Origin of the sequence: Streptomyces mayonensis, assembly GCF_018982965.1 — a bacterium.
Taxonomy (GTDB): domain Bacteria; phylum Actinomycetota; class Actinomycetes; order Streptomycetales; family Streptomycetaceae; genus Streptomyces; species Streptomyces mayonensis.
On sequence record NZ_JACBYP010000143.1, the window covers coordinates 1 to 19,302 of the forward strand.

Annotated in this window: 16 protein-coding genes; 5 read left to right on the forward strand and 11 right to left on the reverse strand. The window is 73.8% G+C overall.

From position 1 onward, the window contains the following. Nucleotides 1–264 precede the first annotated feature (264 nt). The 3 genes from HZS56_RS33455 to HZS56_RS33465 all read right to left on the reverse strand — a co-directional run bounded on the left by HZS56_RS33455 (nucleotide 265) and on the right by HZS56_RS33465 (nucleotide 2,118). Nucleotides 265–768 (reverse strand): EamA/RhaT family transporter, encoded by a 504-nt coding sequence (locus HZS56_RS33455; protein WP_216724582.1) that lies wholly within the window; start codon nucleotides 766–768, stop codon nucleotides 265–267. A 113-nt stretch (nucleotides 769–881) separates the two neighbouring features. Beyond that, complete coding sequence (locus HZS56_RS33460) at nucleotides 882–1,601, reverse strand: DUF4232 domain-containing protein (RefSeq protein ID WP_216724583.1); 720 nt, start codon at nucleotides 1,599–1,601, stop codon at nucleotides 882–884. A gap of 205 nt (nucleotides 1,602–1,806) precedes the next feature. Then, on the reverse strand, nucleotides 1,807–2,118 hold the full coding sequence (locus HZS56_RS33465; protein ID WP_216724584.1) for an SH3 domain-containing protein: 312 nt from the start codon (nucleotides 2,116–2,118) through the stop codon (nucleotides 1,807–1,809). Between the two features lie 183 nt (nucleotides 2,119–2,301). On the opposite strand from HZS56_RS33465, the gene HZS56_RS33470 reads away from it, so the two are divergent. Further along, complete coding sequence (locus tag HZS56_RS33470) at nucleotides 2,302–4,575, forward strand: serine/threonine-protein kinase (protein ID WP_216724585.1); 2,274 nt, start codon at nucleotides 2,302–2,304, stop codon at nucleotides 4,573–4,575. Between the two features lie 41 nt (nucleotides 4,576–4,616). Here the strand turns inward: HZS56_RS33470 and ilvD are convergent, their stop codons facing one another. The 4 genes from ilvD to HZS56_RS33490 all read right to left on the reverse strand — a co-directional run bounded on the left by ilvD (nucleotide 4,617) and on the right by HZS56_RS33490 (nucleotide 9,241). Beyond that, complete coding sequence (gene ilvD, locus HZS56_RS33475; protein WP_216724586.1) at nucleotides 4,617–6,470, reverse strand: dihydroxy-acid dehydratase; 1,854 nt, start codon at nucleotides 6,468–6,470, stop codon at nucleotides 4,617–4,619. Between the two features lie 192 nt (nucleotides 6,471–6,662). After that, nucleotides 6,663–7,274, reverse strand: a complete 612-nt coding sequence (locus HZS56_RS33480; protein ID WP_216724587.1) for a TetR/AcrR family transcriptional regulator — start codon at nucleotides 7,272–7,274, stop codon at nucleotides 6,663–6,665. Further along, complete coding sequence (locus HZS56_RS33485; RefSeq protein WP_216724588.1) at nucleotides 7,271–8,152, reverse strand: sugar phosphate isomerase/epimerase family protein; 882 nt, start codon at nucleotides 8,150–8,152, stop codon at nucleotides 7,271–7,273. The genes HZS56_RS33480 and HZS56_RS33485 overlap by 4 nt, the downstream gene beginning before the upstream one ends. Before the next feature lie 156 nt (nucleotides 8,153–8,308). Further along, a complete protein-coding gene (locus HZS56_RS33490; protein ID WP_216724589.1) occupies nucleotides 8,309–9,241 on the reverse strand; it encodes a Ppx/GppA family phosphatase in 933 nt (310 codons plus the stop codon). 73 nt (nucleotides 9,242–9,314) lie between these two features. On the opposite strand from HZS56_RS33490, the gene HZS56_RS33495 reads away from it, so the two are divergent. Beyond that, entirely contained in the window at nucleotides 9,315–10,160 is an 846-nt protein-coding gene (locus tag HZS56_RS33495; protein WP_216724590.1) for a DUF3109 family protein, read from the forward strand. Between the two features lie 129 nt (nucleotides 10,161–10,289). On the opposite strand, the gene HZS56_RS33500 is transcribed toward HZS56_RS33495, so the two are convergent. After that, nucleotides 10,290–12,233: a BACON domain-containing protein gene (locus HZS56_RS33500; protein ID WP_216724591.1), complete on the reverse strand. Its 1,944-nt coding sequence runs from the start codon at nucleotides 12,231–12,233 to the stop codon at nucleotides 10,290–10,292. A gap of 200 nt (nucleotides 12,234–12,433) precedes the next feature. Between HZS56_RS33500 and radA the strand changes: the two genes are divergently transcribed. Both radA and disA read left to right on the forward strand, forming a co-directional pair. Continuing rightward, the gene (gene radA, locus HZS56_RS33505; protein ID WP_216724592.1) at nucleotides 12,434–13,843 is read left to right on the forward strand and encodes a DNA repair protein RadA; all 1,410 of its coding nucleotides are present in this window, start codon (nucleotides 12,434–12,436) and stop codon (nucleotides 13,841–13,843) included. Between the two features lie 81 nt (nucleotides 13,844–13,924). Next, a complete protein-coding gene (gene disA / locus HZS56_RS33510; protein WP_031047520.1) occupies nucleotides 13,925–15,049 on the forward strand; it encodes a DNA integrity scanning diadenylate cyclase DisA in 1,125 nt (374 codons plus the stop codon). Between the two features lie 111 nt (nucleotides 15,050–15,160). On the opposite strand, the gene HZS56_RS33515 is transcribed toward disA, so the two are convergent. Then, the gene (locus HZS56_RS33515; protein WP_216724593.1) at nucleotides 15,161–16,027 is read right to left on the reverse strand and encodes a hypothetical protein; all 867 of its coding nucleotides are present in this window, start codon (nucleotides 16,025–16,027) and stop codon (nucleotides 15,161–15,163) included. Nucleotides 16,028–16,223: 196 nt separating this feature from the next. On the opposite strand from HZS56_RS33515, the gene HZS56_RS33520 reads away from it, so the two are divergent. Continuing rightward, entirely contained in the window at nucleotides 16,224–16,871 is a 648-nt protein-coding gene (locus HZS56_RS33520) for a phosphatase PAP2 family protein (RefSeq protein ID WP_216724594.1), read from the forward strand. 54 nt (nucleotides 16,872–16,925) lie between these two features. On the opposite strand, the gene HZS56_RS33525 is transcribed toward HZS56_RS33520, so the two are convergent. Together HZS56_RS33525 and HZS56_RS33530 are read right to left on the reverse strand one after the other, a co-directional pair. Continuing rightward, nucleotides 16,926–17,594 carry a response regulator transcription factor gene (locus HZS56_RS33525; protein ID WP_216724595.1) on the reverse strand — a complete coding sequence of 223 codons (669 nt, stop codon included), beginning with the start codon at nucleotides 17,592–17,594 and terminating at the stop codon, nucleotides 16,926–16,928. Next, on the reverse strand, nucleotides 17,591–19,210 hold the full coding sequence (locus HZS56_RS33530; RefSeq protein ID WP_308408222.1) for a sensor histidine kinase: 1,620 nt from the start codon (nucleotides 19,208–19,210) through the stop codon (nucleotides 17,591–17,593). Before HZS56_RS33530 ends, HZS56_RS33525 begins: the two co-directional genes overlap by 4 nt. Between the last annotated feature and the right edge of the window lie 92 nt (nucleotides 19,211–19,302).

The window sequence follows — 19,302 nt, forward strand, 5'->3', positions numbered from 1 at the left end:
GTCATACGGCCATGGTGGCCGAGGCGGTAGGACGCGCCGGGTGTTTTTCACCGGGCCTCGGTGGGGGCCCGGGAGGGACGAACCCGGGGGAGGGTGACGAACCCGGGAGGTACGACCCCGGCAGCGACGGACCCGGCAAGGACCGGCAGGGCAGAGACGGGCAGGGCAGAGACCGACCCGGCAGAGACCGGCCCGGCAAGGACCCGACCCGGCAGAGACCGACCAGGCAGGGGCGGGGAGTCGGGGGTTCGGCGGCTTCGTGCCTTACCGTCGGGGGCGCTTCTTCGACGGGTTGCCCGAGCGGCGGGTCGTGCGCTTCTCGTACTCCGCGCGGGCCTTTTCGTACTCCGCGCGGTGAAGCTTTTCGCCCGGGGCCTCGGTGAAGGTGCGGAGGGCGTAGGCGAGGAGGGAGCCGACGAAGCCGATGGCGAGCAGGCCCCGCATGGAGGCCTGGCGGTCGGGGTCGGGGCGGCTGCTGAAGCCGGACCAGGTGTGGCGGAAGGCGAGGGCGCTGCAGATCGCGAACATCACGGTCATCAGCAGCGAGACGAAGCTGCCGACGTCGGCGATCTGGAGGCCCTCGTAGGCGATGCGCAGGACGAAGCAGGCGGCGGCCGCGACGGCGAGGGAGCCGGCGGCGAGGCCGGCCCGGCGGGCGGTGTAGCCGTGGTCGTGGTGCACCCACGTCGTGCCGTAGAACCGCAGGGGTTCGGGGCGGGGGCCGGCGGCGGTGTCCGGGGTGCCGTTCTTGCCGTTCTCTGCGCTCACGGGTCGATTATGGCTCCGGGGTGCGGCGGGCCCGGGAGGGGCCCGGCACCCCGGGTCTGCGAGCGGTGCGGTCTGCCGGCTGCGCGGTCAGCCGCTGTCTGCCAGCGGTACGGTCAGCCGCCCTGGCCGGCGCTGCCCATCGGACCGACCTGCACCGCGGTGCCGGAGCCGTCCTCCGTCACGGGCAGCGAGGGCTTGCCCGGCCAGTCGAGGGTGACCGACTTGGTCTCGTTGGGCGGGGTCACCACCAGGCCCTCGACGCGGACGCCGGAGCCACCCGTGTCGTTCTTCGGGTAGGTGACGCCGAAGAACACGTCCTCCCCGCTCTTCAGGACGACCGGGTCCGCCTCCTGGCCGGTGCGCTCGGCGGACACCCTCCCGTAGTTGGTCTTCAGGTCGACGCCCGCGTAACCCGTGAGCAGGCAGTCCTTGGCGCCGGCGTTCTTGAAGCCCACCACGACGGTTTCCTCCTGGTCGCCGCCGACGGTGCCGTCCGCCGCCGTGATCTCCAGGTGGTCGGTGAGGCACTTGTCGGTCTTGCTGTCCGAACCGCTGCCCTGCCCCGAGCCGGCCTTGCCGTCCGAGGCGCCGTCGGAGCCGTTCCCGCGGACGGCGGTGCTGTCGCCGTTCGCGCTCTTCCCACCGGTGTCGCTCCCGCCGGTGTCCGTTCCCCCGGTGCCCGTTCCGCCGTTCGAGGAGGACGAGGCGTTGGACGAGGTGTCGGACGACCCGGTGGACTGTCCGCCCGCGTTGTCGCTGTCGCCCTGGCAGGCGGTGAGCGAGAGGCCGGCGGCGACGGCCAGGGCGGCGATGGTGAGCTTGTGAACGCGCATCGTTCCTACCTCAGAGTCGGTTGGGGTGGCCGCCCGCCGGTGCCGGTCGTCGGCACCGGCGGGCACTTCTGATCACCAAGACCGACCCGGCCCGGTCCCCCGTTCCTCCCTGAACGCTCCCCATACCGCCCTGAGACAGCGCTGTTACGGAGTCACGAGCGCCCCACCTCAGGTAACGAGGAGCCGCGCCCTGCGCCGCCCCCCCCTAGCACCGGGGAGCCACGTAACCGTCGCTGCCCGTCAGGATGTACGTGTCGGAGACGTACTGGCCGCTGCCGATGTTGTCCCAGATGTTCGAGGTGCCGTAGGGGCCCGTGACCCACTCCCCCGGGCGCTGGCAGCCGATCGAGACCCTGGCCCCCTCGGAAAGAACCCGCACCACCGAGTAGTTGGTGCCGGGTCCGCTGCGGACGTTGAGGCGGTACCCCGGCGCGACCGGGTAGGAGCTCCGGGCCGCGGCCGCCGCGACGGCTCCCTCGTCCTCGTCGCCGGTGTTCTGGATCTGGTCGACAGACATGAATGAACCTCCCCCGTTGGACCCCACGCCGATCGTGGGGCAGCGTTGATACCCCAGGAACCAGCCATGAAACACCAGTTCGCAACTCCCCCGGGAGGGTCGGCAGGCCGCCTCTGTCCCGTACGTCCCATCGACTAGGCTCCCAGCATCGCTCGCGCGAACGAACAGCACGGGGGTGGTTCCATGGCGCCGCAGCGGGATGCCGGGGCGGACGCGGAAGCGGAACTTCCGGAGTACGCCGGTCACTACCGGCTCGAGGCCCGTCTGGGCTCGGGCGGCATGGGCGTCGTACACCTGGCCCGCAGCACCTCCGGCATGCGGGTCGCGGTGAAGGTCGTGCACGCGACGTACGCCAGGGATCCCGAGTTCAGGGGGCGGTTCCGGCAGGAGGTGGCCGCGGCCCGGCGAGTGAGCGGAGCCTTCACGGCACCGGTCGTGGACGCCGACCCGGAGGCCGGACGGCCCTGGATGGCCACGCTGTTCATCCCCGGTCCGACGCTCTCCGAGCAGGTGAAGCGGAACGGCCCGATGGACGAGCCGCAGTTGCGGCGGCTGATGGCCGGGCTCGCCGAGGCGCTGCGCGACATCCACCGCGTCGGTGTCGTGCACCGGGACCTCAAGCCCAGCAACGTCCTGCTCGCGGAGGACGGCCCGAAGGTCATCGACTTCGGCATTTCCCGGCCGAAGGACAGCGAACTGCGCACCGAGACCGGGAAGCTGATCGGGACGCCGCCGTTCATGGCGCCCGAGCAGTTCCGGCGGCCCCGTGAAGTCGGCCCGGCGGCGGACGTGTTCGCGCTCGGTTCGCTGCTGGTGCACGCGGCGACCGGGCGCGGGCCCTTCGACTCCGACAGTCCCTACGTGGTCGCCTACCAGGTGGTGCACGACGAGCCCGACCTGACCGCCGTACCCCCGTCGCTCGCGCCGCTGGTGCTGCGGTGCCTCGCCAAGGAGCCCGGAGACCGGCCGACGCCGGACGAACTGATGCGGCAGCTGCGGTCGGTGGCGGCGGCCTACGACACGCAGGTGTTCATACCGGCGCAGCGGACCCCGCCGGAGGACGTGCACCGCGCGGAGGGCCCACCCGAGGACTCGCCCGGGGACTCGCCGGGGAACCCGTCGGCGGGGGGACACCGCGCGGGGAACCCGCCGGGGGACGGACACCGCGCGGGAGACCCGCCGGGGGACGGACACCGCGCGGGAGACCCGCCGGGGGACGGACACCGCGCGGAGGACCCGTCGAGTGCCGTGCGTGTCCGGCGGCCGCGCGGGCGGCCGGGGCGGCGGGCGGCGCTGGTCGCCGGGGCGCTGTGTCTGGCCGTGACCGGCTCGCTCGCGCTGGTCCAGGTCCTCGGCGGCGACTCGGAGGAGGCGCGGCGGACGGCGGCCGTACGGAGCCCTGCGGACGGCTTCGGCACGTGGGAGGCGGCGCCCGGGGCGGAGGCGGACGCGGGCACGCCGCAGTGCGCGTACGGCGCTCGGAAGCTGCTGTGCGCGCGGCCCGGTCTGGTCTTCGCCCTCGACCCGGCCGACGGCAGCACACTGTGGCGGCACGAGACCGCGAAGGGCACGCGGAGCGAACCGCCGGCCCTGGCGGGCGGCCTCGTCCAGCCCTCCCTCGACCGGATCGGGGCCCTGGAGGGGCTGGATCCGGAGACGGGCGCGCGGGTGTGGCGCGAGGACTCCTTCCGGTACGACGGGGTGCGGAGCGTCGGCGGCATGCTGCTGCTCACCCGGTCCGACGGCACGGTCACCGGGGTGGACGCGTCGTCGGGCGAGAGCGTGTGGTCGCACCCGGTCGCGGGGCAGGCCGCCGCGCCCTACTTCACCTCCTTCACCGGCCAGCCGCGCCCGTCGGCGTACGCGACGGCCCAGGTCGGCGACGGGAGCCGGACGAAGGTCACCGCGGTGGACCCGGCGACGGGGAACGTGCGGTGGCACAAGGAGCTGGCGGGGGTGCTGACGCCGGTGGGGGCCGCGGGCGGCTCCGTGTACTTCGTCGCCGAGGGGAAGGTCTACGGCGACGCCGAGGCGGTGGTCCGCTACACGCCGGACACCGGGGCCGTGCGCCGGACGGTGCTGCCCCTGCCGGTCCCGCAGGCGCAGGCCGGGGTGCACGGGGACACCGTGTACCTGATAGGGGCGGGCGGCTCGCTGGTGGCCGTGGACATGGCGGCGGGCAAGGAGGCGTGGCGGCTGGAGACCGGCGTGAGCCAGGGTTCGGTGCCCGTCGCCGACGACCGGCACGTGTACGTCACCGCCCCCGACGGGCGGCTGCTGGGTGTCGACGCCCGCGAGGGCAGGCTCCTCGGGCAGACCCGGCCGCGGCTGGGCCCCGAGTCCGACCGCGTCCCCGCCACGCTGCCCGTGCCGGTGCTGGCGGGCGGCCACGTCTACGCCGGGGCGCCCGACGGGACGGTCTTCGGCGTGGCGGGACGGGACCCGGCCGCCTGGTAGCGCGGCCGGGCACTTTGTCTCGCGGGGTGGCCGGGGCCGGTTCAGCCCAGTTTGCTGATGTCGCGGACCGCGCCCTTGTCGGCGCTGGTGGCCATCGCGGCGTACGCCTTCAGGGCCGCGGAGACCTTGCGGTCGCGGTTCTTCGGGGCGTACACGCCGTTCAGGGCCTGCTCGCGGCGGGCCAGTTCGGCGTCGTCGACCAGCAGCTCGATCGAGCGGTCCGGGATGTCGATGCGGATGCGGTCGCCGTCCTCGACCAGCGCGATCGTGCCGCCGCCCGCCGCCTCCGGCGAGGCGTGGCCGATGGACAGGCCCGAGGTGCCGCCGGAGAAGCGGCCGTCGGTGACCAGGGCGCAGGCCTTTCCGAGACCGCGGCCCTTGAGGTACGAGGTCGGGTAGAGCATCTCCTGCATGCCGGGGCCGCCCTTGGGGCCCTCGTAGCGGATGACGACGACGTCGCCCTCCTTGACCTGCTGGGTGAGGATCTTCTCGACGGCCTCCTCCTGCGACTCGCAGACGACCGCCGGGCCCTCGAAGGTCCAGATGGACTCGTCGACGCCGGCCGTCTTGACGACGCAGCCGTCCACGGCGAGGTTGCCGCGCAGGACGGCGAGGCCGCCGTCCTTGGAGTAGGCGTGCTCCACGGAGCGGATGCAGCCGCCCTCGGCGTCCTCGTCCAGGGAGTCCCAGCGCTCGGACTGGGAGAAGGCCTCCGCCGAGCGCACGCAGCCGGGGGCGGCGTGCCACAGCTCGACGGCCTCGGGCGCCGGGGAGCCGCCGCGCACGTCCCAGGTCTTCAGCCAGTCGGCCAGGGACGGGCTGTGCACGGAGTGCACGTCCTCGTTGAGCAGGCCGCCGCGGTGCAGTTCGCCGAGGAGGGCGGGGATGCCGCCCGCGCGGTGCACGTCCTCCATGTAGTACGTGCGGTCCTTGGCGACGTTGGGCGCGACCTTGGCCAGGCACGGGACGCGGCGCGAGAGGGCGTCCATCTCGGTGAGGCCGTAGCCGACCTCGGCCTCCTGGGCGGCGGCCAGCAGGTGCAGGATCGTGTTGGTGGAGCCGCCCATCGCGATGTCGAGCGCCATGGCGTTCTCGAAGGCCGCGGGGGTGGCGATGTTGCGGGGCAGGACCGAGTCGTCGTCCTGCTCGTAGTAGCGGCGGGTCAGGTCGAGGACCGTGCGGGCGGCGTTCTCGTAGAGCGCCTTGCGGGCGGTGTGGGTGGCCAGGACCGAGCCGTTGCCGGGCAGGGAGAGGCCGATGGCCTCGGTGAGGCAGTTCATCGAGTTGGCGGTGAACATGCCGGAGCAGGAGCCGCAGGTGGGACAGGCGTTCTCCTCGATGCGGAGGATGTCCGCGTCGGAGATCTTGTCGTTGACCGCCTCCGACATGGCGTCGACCAGGTCGAGCGTGCGGACCGTGCCGTCGACCAGCGTGGCGCGGCCGGACTCCATCGGGCCGCCGGAGACGAAGACCGTCGGGATGTTCAGGCGCAGGGCCGCGTTGAGCATGCCCGGGGTGATCTTGTCGCAGTTGGAGATGCAGATCAGGGCGTCGGCGCAGTGCGCCTCGACCATGTACTCCACGCTGTCCGCGATCAGGTCGCGGGAGGGGAGGCTGTACAGCATGCCGCCGTGTCCCATGGCGATGCCGTCGTCGACGGCGATCGTGTTGAACTCGCGCGGGATGCCGCCGGCGGCGACGACCGCCTCGCTGACGATCCGGCCGACCGGCGCGAGGTGCGTGTGGCCGGGCACGAACTCCGTGAAGCTGTTGGCGACGGCGACGACCGGCTTCCGCCCGATGTCCGCGCCGGGTACACCGGAGGCACGCATAAGGGCGCGGGCGCCCGCCATGTTGCGGCCGTGGGTGACTGTGCGGGACCTCAGTTCGGGCATCGTCGCTCGCTCCTTCGGAGAGTTATGACTGCCGTCGAGCGTACGCCGGTCATCCAGGGACCGGGACAGGGTGTCCGGAATGCGGGATGCGCGTCTCGCGGTACGGAGGCCCCGTGCCTTTTCGGGGCCTGCTTCAGGCGTCCGTTCACAGGAGCCCTGCACGATCAGGGGCCCTGAGGTGTCCCTGCACGGTCAGGGGCCCGTGAGGTGGCCCTGCACGACCGGTGCCAGGCGGGCGACGATCTGTTCGTGGTCCGCGGAGGCCAGTGGCTCCACCTTGATCACGTACCGCAGCATCGCGCACCCCACCAGCTGTGCCGCCGCCAGTTCGACGCGCAGTTCCGCGTCGGGCAGGTCCAGCTGTGCCGCGACCCGGCGCAGCAGCTGGGCGGCGATCAGCCGGCGGAAGACGGCGGCGGCGGTCTCGTTGTTCACCGCGGAGCGCAGGATGGCCAGCAGGGGGGTGCGGGTGGCCGGGTTCTCCCAGACGCCGAAGATGAACCGGGTCAGGCGTTCGCCGACCTCGCTCACGGGGCCTTCGGCGATCGCTTCGGGGGCGTGCATGGCGGGCGCGAAGGCGACCTCGACGGCCGCCGCGAAGACCTGCTCCTTGGTGCCGAAGTAGTGGTGCACCAGCGCCGGGTCCACGCCCGCCGCCTTGGCGATGCCGCGTACGGACGTCTTCTCGTAGCCGCGCTCGGAGAACTCCTCGCGGGCCGTGGTGAGGATGCGGTCGCGGGTGTCCGCGGATTCCGTACGGGGCGGGCGGCCGCGGCGGCGGGTGGTGCCGCCCGGGTCGCTCACCGGCGGTCCGTCCGCACCGCGGAGGGCGCCGCCTGGGACGCCTGGGACGCCGGGGAGGCCTGGGCCACCGGCGACGCCAGGTGCAGGCGGGTGAAGGCCAGCGCTTCGGCGAGGTCGGCCTCGCGTTCGGCGCCGGACATCGCGCGGCGGGTGTTGACCTCGATGACGACGTGCCCGTCGAAGCCGGTGCGGGCGAGGTTCTCGAGCACCTCGGCGCAGGGCTGGCTGCCGCGGCCGGGGACGAGGTGCTCGTCCTTGGCGGAGCCCTTGCCGTCGGCGAGGTGGACGTGGCCGAGGCGGTCGCCCATGCGGTCGATCAGCTCGCGGGCGTCGGTGCGGGAGGTGGCCGCGTGGCTGAGGTCGATCGTGAAGTGCCGGTAGTCGTCCTTGGTGACGTCCCAGTCGGGGGCGTACGCCTGCATCTCGCGGTCGCGGTAGCGCCAGGGGTACATGTTCTCGACCGCGAAGCGGACGTCCGTCTCGTTGGCCATCCGCCAGATGCCGTCGACGAAGTCCCGCGCGTACTGGCGCTGCCAGCGGAACGGCGGGTGGACCACGACGGTGGACGCGCCGAGCTTCTCGGCGGCGGCACGGGCACGCTGGAGCTTGACCCAGGGGTCGGTGGACCAGACGCGCTGGGTGATGAGCAGGCACGGTGCGTGCACGGCGAGTATCGGCACGCGGTGGTAGTCGCTGAGTCTGCGCAGCGCCTCGATGTCCTGGCTGACGGGGTCCGTCCACACCATGACCTCGACGCCGTCGTAACCGAGGCGTGCGGCGATCTCGAAGGCCGTCGCCGTCGACTCCGGATAGACGGAAGCCGTCGACAGGGCGACCTTCGCGTCCGGGATCCGGAGCGCGTCCCTTGGATTTGCCACGGGGGTCAGGGTACGGGGTGGGATCGGGTGGGTGCGGGGGCCTTGATCGCGGGTGTGGTGAGTGCCATAGGCCGCCCGCGCGGCGGAGCCGTACACCGGCACGGCCCCGCGGCCGCTCCTGGCGGGAACGCGTCAGGCCTGGCCCATGTGGTCGCGTCAGGCCTGGCCCATGTGGTCGAGGCGCCGGAGGATGACGCCCTCCCGCAGGGCCCACGGGCAGATTTCCAGGTTCTCCACGCGGAAGAGGTCCATCGCGGCCTCGGCGACCAGGGCCCCGGCCAGGAGCTGGCCCGCGCGTCCCTCCGAGACGCCGGGGAGTTCGGCGCGCTCGGCACTGGTCATGGCGGCCAGGCGGGGCACCCAGGCCTCCAGCGAGGTGTGCTTCAGCTCACGCTGCACGTAGAGGCCGTCGGCCGAGCGGGCGGCGCCCGCGATGCGGGCCAGCTGCCGGAAGGTCTTGGAGGTGGCGACGACGTGGTCGGGGGCGCCCAGGCGGCTGAACTCGCCGACCGTGCGGGCGATCTCGGCGCGTACGTGGCGGCGCAGCGCCCTGACGTCCTCCGGGTGCGGGGGGTCGTCGGGCAGCCGGGCCGCCGTGAGCCGGCCCGCGCCGAGCGGCAGCGACACGGCGGCGTCGGGCTCCTCGTCCATGCCGTACGCGATCTCCAGGGAGCCGCCGCCGATGTCCAGGACCAGCAGCCTGCCCGCGGACCAGCCGAACCAGCGGCGTACCGCGAGGAAGGTGAGCCGGGCCTCCTCGGCGCCGCTGAGGACGGTCAGCTCGACGCCGGTCTCGGCCCGCACCCGCGCGAGGACGTCGTCGGCGTTGCTCGCCTCGCGCACGGCGGAGGTGGCGAACGGCAGCAGGTCCTCGACGCCCTTGTCCTCGGCGGCCTGGAGCGCCTCCCGGACGACCGCGGCCAGCCGGTCGACGCCCTCGGGGCCGATCGCCCCGTCGTCGTCGAGGAGCTGGGCCAGGCGCAGTTCCACCTTGTGCGAGTGCGCGGGCAGCGGGCGCGCGCCGGGGTGCGCGTCCACCACCAGCAGGTGCACCGTGTTCGAGCCCACGTCGAGGACACCGAGTCTCATGTACGGAAACGCTACTGCCAGGCGGGGAGTGCGGCGGTGCCGTACTGCGGCTTCGGCGACTTACCCTGGAGCCGTGCCAAAGACGAAAAAGGCGAAGGACGAGAAGTCGGCCAAGAGGGACAAGAAGCGCGTAATGGTCAGCGAGAAGGGTGACGGGGGCGGCAACGGGGGCGACGAGAAGGGTCTCGACTTCGCGCGCGCGTGGGTGGAGTTCCCCGACCCGGCGGACGACGAGCAGGTCTTCCGGTGCGACCTGACCTGGCTGACCTCCCGCTGGAACTGCATCTTCGGCAGCGGCTGCCAGGGCATCCAGGCGGGCCGCGCGGACGACGGGTGCTGTTCGCTGGGCGCGCACTTCTCCGACGAGGACGACGAGAAGCGCGTCGCCGAGCACGTGGCGAGGCTCACGCCGGACATCTGGCAGCACCACGCCGAGGGCACGCGGGGCGGCTGGATCGCCGAGGACGACGAGGGGTCGCGGCAGACCCGGCCGTTCCAGGGCTCGTGCATCTTCCAGAACCGGCCGGGATTCGCCGGGGGCGCGGGCTGTTCGCTGCACATCCTGGCGCTGAAGGAGGGCCGGGAGCCGCTGGAGACCAAGCCGGACGTGTGCTGGCAGCTGCCGGTGCGGCGGACGTACGAGTGGATCGACCGGCCCGACGACACGCGTGTACTCCAGGTGTCCATCGGGGAGTACGACCGGCGCGGCTGGGGTCCGGGCGGCCACGACCTGCACTGGTGGTGCACGTCGGCGACCTCGGCGCACGGTGCGGGCGACCCGGTCTACGTCTCCTACCGGCCCGAGCTGGTGGAGCTGATGGGCAAGGCCGGGTACGACCGGCTGGTCGAGCTGTGCGAGGAGCGGCTGGCGTCACAGCTGCCGCTGGTGGCGCCGCATCCGGCGGACCCCGCCCGCTGAACCCTTCGGACCCCGTCCGCAGAATCTGTCGGCCCCCGTCCGAGAATCCTTCGGACCCCGTCCGCTGAATCCATCGGCCCTCGTCCGCTGAATCCTTCGGACCCCGCCCTTCCGGATCCCCCGGCCCGTCTACGAGGTGGACGGGCCGGGGGATCCGGTGTCGCTCGGTGGCGGTGACGCGTCTCCCGTGCCGCCGGTCGGGGACGGCTCGGTGGGGGTCGGTTCGGGGTCGGGCGTGGTGGTCGGCGGGTCGTCCGTGGGCGGCGGTTCGTCGGTCGGCTGGTCGTCGGTCGGCGTCGGGTCCGGGGGCCGCGAGGTGGAGGGGCCCGGTCCGGGATGCGACGGGGACGTCGTGTCGTCGGGGGTGCTGGGGCGCGGGCCCGGGTGGGACGGCCCCGGCGCGGTGCCGTAGCCCCGGATGGTCACGACGGCGCCGGAGGGAGCGACGGCCACGCGCGCGGTCCAGTGGCCGGACGGTTCGCGCAGGTGGTCGACGTGGACCCGGATCGTCAGGGTCTCGCCGGGGCGGAGGGTGCCGGAGGACCTGCTGAGGTAGAGCCAGGGGGCCGGCGTGGACGCGGACCAGTGCACCGGTGCGTCACCGGTGGCGGTCAGCGTGACGAGGGTGGTGTCGCCGTCGTGGCCCGCCGTGACGGCGAGGGTGCCGGTGCCCCTCTCGCCGGTGCCGGGGACGCTGACGACCTCCACGGAGACGTCGGCCTTGCCGTTCTTCCCGAAGCCGGGGGTGGCGGGGTCGCCGGTGTTGCCGGTGTTCTCGTAGCCGTGGCCGTCGCCCGGGGAGCCGCCGTTCGCGCCGTCGGGGGTCTGCTCCTCGCTGGCGCTGGCCGAGCGGCCCTCCTCGCCCTCGACGACCGGGGTGCCCCGGTAGGCCGCCCACAGCGCGAGGACGGGGGCCGCGACCACGGTGGCGACGACAGTGGTGGTGACGGCACGGGCGCGCAGACGGTCGCGCCGGGCGGCGCGGTCCTTGGGGTCCATCGGGAAGCCGCGCCGGTCGAAGCGGGGTGCGGCGGTCACCCGCGCGCGCGGGAGGTGCGCCAGGGCGACGTGCAGCGCGGCGCGCGGGGCCTGGAGGACGGGGAGCTCGGCCGGGGTGACGCTCGTACCGGGCCAGCGGCCTGGGATCGCGCGCTCGGCCGTCCGGCGGCAGCGCGGGCAGTCGTCGACGTGCCGGACCAGCTCGCGCCGCAGGGCGCTGCTCAGCACGTAGCGGTTGTCGCCGGTGAGGCGGGCGACGCCCGCGCAGGTGCCGGTCTCGACGACGGCGAGGGCGGCGCGGGTGCGTTCCACCTCGCAGGCGGCGGAGGCGAGCAGTTCCCGGGCGGCGGCCGGGGCCATGCCGAGGACGGCGGCCACCTCGTGCGCGGCGAGGCGGTGGCGCACGGCGAGTTCCAGGGCTTCGCGCTGCTCCGGGGTGGTCCCGGCGGCCTCCGGCCAGGCCAGGCGGGCCAGTTCGTCGGCGTGGGCGGTACGGGAGGACTCGGCGGCGGTGCCGGGGCTCTGGGGGGCGTGAGGTGCGTCGGGTGCGTGAGATGCGTGAGGTGCGTGGGGGATGTGAGAGGCGTGCGAGGGGCGGAGAGGGCCGGGACCGGTCCCGGCCCGGGGGGCGGGACCGGCCTTCCACGCGGTGGTGGGGTCGGCCTTCCTCGCGGTGGTGGGGTCGGCCTTCCGCGCGGTGGTGGGCCGGGACGCCGCGTGGCTGCTCGGACGTTTCTGCTTGGCCTCGGCCAGCTTGCGCAGACAGGCCCAGCGGGCCAGCGCGTACAGCCAGGCCCTGCGGTCGCCGGGGGCCACGGGACCGCGGTGGCCGCGGCGCTCGGCCAGCACGAGGACGTCGCCGAGCGCCTGGGTGGCGGCCTCGTGGTCGCAGAGCACGGACAGGCAGTACGTGAACAGGCCGTCCAGATGGGCCTCGTACGCCGCGTAGCGCGCGGGCTGCCGCTGCGCGGGCGGGCGTTGCGCGAGCGAGCGCGCCGCGGTGCGGTCTCGCGCTTCCCGGTGCGCCCGGTGTGCGCCGGTCGTGCGGGTCGTGGTCTCCGGACTGCTCCTCATCACCCGGCGACCGTAGGGGGCTATGGGTGGCGCGAACTGGCGCACTGGCCACTTTTAATCCGTACGGGTGAAACGATCCCTCATAAGGGGACAGGAAGCTGAAATTCCGGGCACGCAGGGCCGGTTCGGGGCGCGCGGGACAGCCGCCGACGAGGGCTGCGGTGGCGGGTGGTGTCAGTGGTGCCCGTTACGGTTCGTGCATGGCTGCCCGTACGAAGTCCTCCAAGGAACGGCCGTCCTTCCGCTGCACCGAGTGCGGCTGGCAGACGGCCAAGTGGCTCGGCCGCTGCCCCGAGTGCCAGGCCTGGGGCACGGTCGAGGAGTACGGCGCGCCCGCCGTCCGTACGACGACACCGGGACGGGTCACCACCTCCGCGCTGCCCATCGGCCAGGTCGACGGGCGGCAGGCGACCGCCCGTCCCACCGGCGTGCCGGAGCTGGACCGGGTGCTCGGCGGCGGACTGGTCCCCGGGGCCGTGGTGCTGCTCGCGGGCGAACCCGGGGTCGGCAAGTCCACGCTGCTGCTCGACGTGGCGGCCAAGTCGGCGAGCGAAGCGCACAAGACCCTCTACGTCACGGGGGAGGAGTCGGCGAGCCAGGTGCGGCTGCGCGCCGACCGGATCAGGGCCATCGACGACCACCTGTACCTGGCCGCCGAGACCGACCTCGCGGCGGTGCTGGGCCACCTGGACGCCGTGAAGCCGTCGCTGCTGGTCCTGGACTCCGTGCAGACGGTGGCATCGCCCGAGATCGACGGCGCCCCGGGCGGCATGGCGCAGGTGCGGGAGGTGGCGGGCGCGCTGATCCGGGCCTCCAAGGAGCGCGGCATGTCCACGCTCCTTGTGGGCCACGTCACCAAGGACGGTGCCATCGCCGGCCCCCGCCTGCTGGAGCACCTCGTCGACGTCGTGCTGCACTTCGAGGGCGACCGGCACGCGCGGCTCAGGCTGGTGCGCGGCGTCAAGAACCGGTACGGCACGACCGACGAGGTCGGCTGCTTCGAGCTGCACGACGAGGGCATCACGGGCCTGGCCGACCCCAGCGGGCTGTTCCTCACCCGGCGCGCCGAGCCCGTGCCGGGCACCTGTCTGACCGTCACCCTGGAGGGGCGCCGGCCGCTGGTGGCCGAGGTGCAGGCGCTGACCGTCGACTCGCAGATCCCGTCCCCCCGGCGCACGACCTCCGGCCTGGAGACGTCGCGGGTCTCCATGATGCTGGCGGTCCTCGAGCAGCGCGGGCGCATCAGCGCCCTGGGCAAGCGGGACATCTACAGCGCGACGGTCGGCGGGGTGAAGCTCTCCGAGCCGGCCGCCGACCTCGCCGTCGCGCTCGCCCTCGCGAGTGCCGCCAGCGACACCCCGCTGCCCAAGAACCTCGTCGCGATCGGCGAGGTCGGTCTCGCCGGAGAGGTGAGACGGGTCACGGGCGTGCAGCGCAGACTCTCCGAGGCGCACCGGCTGGGCTTCACACACGCCCTGGTACCGGGCGATCCGGGCCGGGTCCCGGACGGCATGAAGGTCCTGGAGGTCGCGGACGTGGGGGACGCCCTGCGGGTGCTTCCGCGCTCCCGTCGGCGAGAGGCCCCACGGGAGGAGGACGACCGCCGGTAGACTTTGCCCTGGTCTCGCCCGTCCGTACGACCGAGTGTGCGACGCGGGAGCACCAGAAGAACCTGCGACCGGAGGAGTGCAGTGGCAGCCAACGACCGGGCAGCAGCTCCCGGAAAGTCCGGTGGGAGTGCCGGTGCCGATGGCCTGATGCGCGCCTCACTGAGCGCCGTGGCGCCGGGCACGTCCCTGCGCGACGGCCTGGAGCGGGTCCTGCGCGGCAACACCGGCGGTCTGATCGTGCTGGGTTCCGACAAGACCGTCGAGTCGATGTGCACGGGCGGATTCGTGCTGGACGTCGAGTTCACCGCGACGCGGCTGCGTGAGCTGTGCAAGCTCGACGGCGGCATCGTGCTCTCCTCGGACCTGTCGAAGATCCTGCGGGCGGGCGTGCAGATGCTTCCCGACCCCACGATCCCCACGGAGGAGACCGGCACCCGGCACCGTACGGCGGACCGGGTCAGCAAGCAGGTCGGCTTCCCCGTCGTCTCCGTCTCGCAGTCCATGCGGCTGATCGCCCTGTACGTCGACGGCCAGCGGCGCGTGCTGGAGGACTCGGCGGCGATCCTGTCCCGGGCCAACCAGGCGCTGGCCACCCTGGAGCGGTACAAGCTGCGCCTCGACGAGGTCGCGGGCACGCTGTCGGCGCTGGAGATCGAGGACCTGGTCACCGTCCGGGACGTGTCGGCGGTCGCGCAGCGCCTGGAGATGGTGCGCCGGATCGCCACCGAGATCGCCGAGTACGTGGTGGAGCTGGGCACCGACGGGCGCCTGCTGGCACTGCAGTTGGACGAGCTGATCGCCGGTGTGGAGCCGGAGCGCGAGCTGGTCGTCCGGGACTACGTTCCGGAGCCGACCGCGAAGCGGTCCCGTACGGTCGACGAGGCGCTGGCCGAGCTGGACAAGCTCAGCCACGCGGAGCTGCTCGAACTGTCCACGGTGGCCCGGGCCCTGGGCTACACCGGCTCGCCCGAGACGCTGGACTCGGCCGTGTCACCGCGCGGGTTCCGGCTCCTCGCGAAGGTCCCGCGGCTGCCCGGCGCGATCATCGACCGCCTGGTGGAGCACTTCGGCGGCCTGCAGAAGCTGCTCGCCGCCAGCGTGGACGACCTCCAGACGGTGGACGGCGTCGGCGAGGCACGGGCGCGCAGCGTACGGGAAGGCCTCTCGCGGCTGGCCGAGTCGTCGATCCTGGAACGGTACGTCTGAGGCCCGTCCGGGCCGAGCTGTTCGAGGCTCAGGCCGTCCGGGGCCGAGGCCGCCCGAGGCCGAGCTGTTCCAATACTCAGGCCGCCCGAGGCTAGGGGGGCGTTACGCCGCTCAGTCGCTGTCGAGGACGAACGACGTCTGCACCGTCCCGAACCCGGCCGACTTGGCCTCCACCAGGTACGTCCCCGCCTTGGCCGAGCCCGCCGGGGGCGTCCCGCACTCGGGGGCACTGGGCTTGCGGTCCCACTTCACGGTGTAGGCGATGCCGCTGCCCGCGGCCACCCGGTACTGCAGGCTGCCCTTGCCCCCCTTGACGCAGTCGTCCGAGGCCCAGTACGCGTCGTCCTCGTCGGCCGGCGTGATGGTGAACACCGCGTGCTCGGGGCCGAGATCGATCCGGCAGTCGGAGCCGGAGGTGTTCCGCGCGGTCAGTTCGAAGGCGGGTGTCTGTCCGGGCGAGTAGCTGTTGCGGACGCTGCGCAGGCTCAACTTCACCGCACCCGGCGTGCAGTTGGGCAGGCTGGATCCGCCAGGCAGGGCGTCGCCCGCGCCGACACCGGTCGCCGCGCCCCCGCCACCGGAGTCCGACCCGCCGGCGCTGCCCGATCCACCGGAGCCCGAACCGCCCCCGGAACCTTCGCCGTTGCCGCCGCCCTCACCGTCACCGGACCCGTCTGACCCCGACCCCGACCCCGATCCCGACCCAGAGTCACCGGGCTCCCCGCTCTCCGACTCGTCGCGGCCGCCCGGAGCCTGGCTGATCGCCGGGCCGGAGCCCGAAGGCCCCGGAGTGATCGACGGGGCCGGATTCTTGCCGTTGGCGGAATCGCCGCCGCCACCACCGCCGTCCCCGCCGCCGGAGACCACGATCCACGTGATCAGCAAGGCCAACAGGGCGAGCAAGGACAGCAGTACGGCCCTCCGACGCCAGTAGATGGAGGAGGGAAGCGGCCCGACCGGATTGCGCAGAGATCCCACGGCGCAAACTGTACGAGAGATCGGCGCGTTCCCTTGTCCCACCCGCCGTCAAGAGCCGCAACTTTTACGGATCATCATTCCGGAGACGGTCCGAGATCGCCCGGAACCGGTCCCGGGCCCCCTGCCGATCGTCGGGTGGCACACGTGTCGATCGCGGGGTGTGACCGTATCGGGTGCCCGCCTACCGTCCGTGAGCATGACTTTCCAGGACGACGAGCTGTACCGCGACATCACCGGCTTCGCCCGGGCCACCCCGGCGTGGACGCAACACACCGTGGAGGTGTGGACGGAGGCGGGCATCCTGGTGTTCGGGGCGCTGTTCGTGGTCGCCTGGTGGCGGGCACGGCACGGCGACGCCCGGGCGTTCGCGATCGCGGCCCTTGCACCCGTGGCCACGGCTCTTGCGTACACGGGCAGTGAGCTGCTCAAGTCCGGATTCACCGAGGAGCGTCCGTGCCGGGCGGTCCCCGGGGCGGTGCCCTCGCTGGCCGAGTGCCCGCCGACCGGCGACTGGTCCTTTCCGAGCAATCACGCGACGATCGCGGGCGCTTCGGCCGTCGCCCTGGTCCTGGTCCGGCGGGCGCTGGTGTGGCTGACGGCACCGCTGGCGCTGCTGATGGCCTTCTCCCGCGTCTTCGTCGGCGTCCACTACCCGCACGACGTCGCCGCGGGCCTGCTGCTGGGCGCCGTCGCCGCCGCGGTGGCGGTACGGCTGGGCACGCGCCCGGCGACGCGGCTGGCCGAAGCGATGCGGGCGTCGGGCGCGCCCGCGGCGCGATGGCTGAGCGGCCCGGGGCCCGCCGCGCCCGCCGCCGTGTACGTCGGCTCGCACCGACGCCGGTGAGGCGGACCGGACCAGCCCCCTGAGGGCGGACGCGGACGGCCTCACGGGCCGGGTTCAGGCGCCGTCGACCAGGCCCGCCTCGTAGGCAACGATCGCCGCCCGAACCCGGTTGCGTACCCCGAGCCGGTCCAGGACGGCGCTGACGTACGCCTTCACCGTGCCCTCGACGAGATGCAGGCGGGCGGCGATCTCCGGGTTGGACAGCCCGGCGCCGACGAGTCCGAGGACCTCGCGCTCGCGGGGGCTGAGCCGTGCCACCCGGGCACGGGCGTGTTCCTGGCGGGCGAGACGCCCGCCTCCCGCTCCCCTGCCGAGGTCCTCGACGACGTAACGGGCGACCTTCGGGGAGAGGAAGGCGGCGCCCTCGGCCACGGCCCGTACGCCGGCCATGAGTTCGTAGGGGTCGCCGGACTTCAGCAGGAAGCCGGTGGCGCCCGCGGCCAGGGCGCGTGCGACGTAGGCCTGTTCGGAGAAGGTGGTCAGCATGGCGACCGCGGTGCCGGGGACGCTGCGGACGATCTCCTCGGCCGCCGTGAGGCCGTCCAGGCGGGGCATGCGGATGTCCAGCAGGGCCACGTCGGGGCGGTGGGCTCGCACCAGTTCGACCGCCTCGCGGCCGTCACCGGCCTCGGCGACCACCTCGCTCTCACCGCCGCTGGCGAGGATGGCGCGCACGCCCGCCCGCACCATCGCCTCGTCGTCGGCCAGCAGGACACGGATCACCGTGCGGACTCCTTTCGGACGGTGGACGGCTCGGATTCTTCGCCGCCGGTGCGGCCGGCGCCCGGGACGACGTCCTTGGCCGCCAGCCGCTTCCGGTCGTCGAAGCAGAGCCGGAAGTGGTCGACCGAGACGAGGAGTTCGCCGCTCGCCCGGTAGTAACGGCACTCGGTGCCCGCGGGTGGCGCGGGGGCCCGGTCGGCCGGCGGATCGTGCGCCTCACGGTCCGGGAGTACGGCGGCCATGGCGTCGTACTCCGTGCCCGGCCGAAGTCGGGCGTAGGCGCTCGGCGTGAGCACCGAGTGGGTCTCGGTGTACGCGTACCAGCCGAAGGCCGCGCCGACCAGCACCAGGCCGGCACCGGCGGCGGCGCCCAGTCCGAGGACGATACGACGGCGGGCGCGCGTGAAGGGGGCCGCGGGCGCCGGGGCGCGGACGCCGGTGACGGCCCGGTGCGCCGGCACGTGTGCCCGCACCCGGAAGCCCTTGCCGTGCGGGCCCGCCTCGAAGACGCCGCCGACGGAGGTGACGGCGGCGCGCAGCGCGGGCAGGCCCGTGCCGCCCGCCGAAGGGGAGGCGGTCCCGGTGGCGGCGGGTCCGGTGGCGGGCCCGTTGGTGACGGTGACCGCCGTGCCGGAGGACTGGCCGGTGACGGCGACGACGACGGGGGCGCCCGGCGCGTGCCGGGCCGCGTTGGTGAGCGCCTCGCGCACGGTCCGGTACAGCAACCGCTCGGTGACGCCCCCGGGTTCCGGGGCCGGGGCCGAGGTGGGACCGGTCTCGCAGCGGACGGGGAGCCCCGACTCGGCGGCCCTGGCGACGAGTTCCTCGATGCTCTCGCCCGCCGGGCCGAGCGGGGCGGGCTCGTCGTCCTCGCGCAGTACGCCGATGATGCGGTGCAGGCGGTCGGTGGCGTCGGCGGCGGCCGCACGCAGGTCGGCCGCGGCGGCACGGTGGCCGTCGGCGAGGCCGGGGGCGACCTGGAGGGCGGCGGCGCGCAGGGCGAGCAGGCTCAGCTCGTGGCCGAGGGAGTCGTGCATGTCCTGGGCGATGCGGGCGCGTTCGCGCAGTCTGGCCCGTTCCTCGGCGTGCCGTTGCCCGTCCTCCAGCCGGGCCGCCCTCAGCCAGCCGGCCTCGGCCAGCGCGCGGCTCTGCCGCCAGTAGCGTCCGGCCAGCCAGGGAAGGACGCAGCCGAAGAGCAGGGTGCCGGTCAGGACGAACGCCTCGGGCACCGGATCGGTCCCGGCCAGCGCGATCCGCGCCGCGCCCAGGACGCCGGTGCCGGCGAAGCCCGCGGCGGCGGCGCGGGCCCGGGGCGCGCGCAGACCGAGCAGGAGGGCGAAGGTGCCGAGGGCGGGTCCGTAGGAGACGCTGAACAGCGCCGGGGCGGCGGCCAGTCCGACGCCCGCGCTCAGCGCGAAGGCGGCGAGCGGCAGACGCCGGGCGAGCGCGACGGCCACGGCGAGGACACCGAGTCCGGCCAGCTGCTGCCAGAGGGGGCGGGGTTCGTTCATCCCGGCCCGGTCCGCGGTGACGGCGGGGAGCGCGAGGACGCCCCAGAGCAGGGCGCCCCGGAGGGCCCCGGGGCCGACCGGGGTGCCCGGTCGGTGATTGGGCACTTTGTCCCGGGCGACACGCGGTCCGCACGGCGTGTCGCCGGGACGAAGTGTCCAATCACCATCCCGGACGGCGGGGGGACGGGGGGCTGGCA

What these genes read in the sequence shown, in the direction of transcription:
- HZS56_RS33470 (WP_216724585.1), top strand. Translation starts at nt 2,302, where the DNA reads ATGGCGCCGCAGCGGGATGCCGGGGCGGACGCGGAAGCGGAACTTCCG.
- HZS56_RS33465 (WP_216724584.1), bottom strand. Translation starts at nt 2,118, where the DNA reads ATGTCTGTCGACCAGATCCAGAACACCGGCGACGAGGACGAGGGAGCC.
- radA (WP_216724592.1), top strand. Translation starts at nt 12,434, where the DNA reads ATGGCTGCCCGTACGAAGTCCTCCAAGGAACGGCCGTCCTTCCGCTGC.
- HZS56_RS33500 (WP_216724591.1), bottom strand. Translation starts at nt 12,233, where the DNA reads ATGAGGAGCAGTCCGGAGACCACGACCCGCACGACCGGCGCACACCGG.
- HZS56_RS33490 (WP_216724589.1), bottom strand. Translation starts at nt 9,241, where the DNA reads ATGAGACTCGGTGTCCTCGACGTGGGCTCGAACACGGTGCACCTGCTG.
- ilvD (WP_216724586.1), bottom strand. Translation starts at nt 6,470, where the DNA reads ATGCCCGAACTGAGGTCCCGCACAGTCACCCACGGCCGCAACATGGCG.
- HZS56_RS33520 (WP_216724594.1), top strand. Translation starts at nt 16,224, where the DNA reads ATGACTTTCCAGGACGACGAGCTGTACCGCGACATCACCGGCTTCGCC.
- HZS56_RS33460 (WP_216724583.1), bottom strand. Translation starts at nt 1,601, where the DNA reads ATGCGCGTTCACAAGCTCACCATCGCCGCCCTGGCCGTCGCCGCCGGC.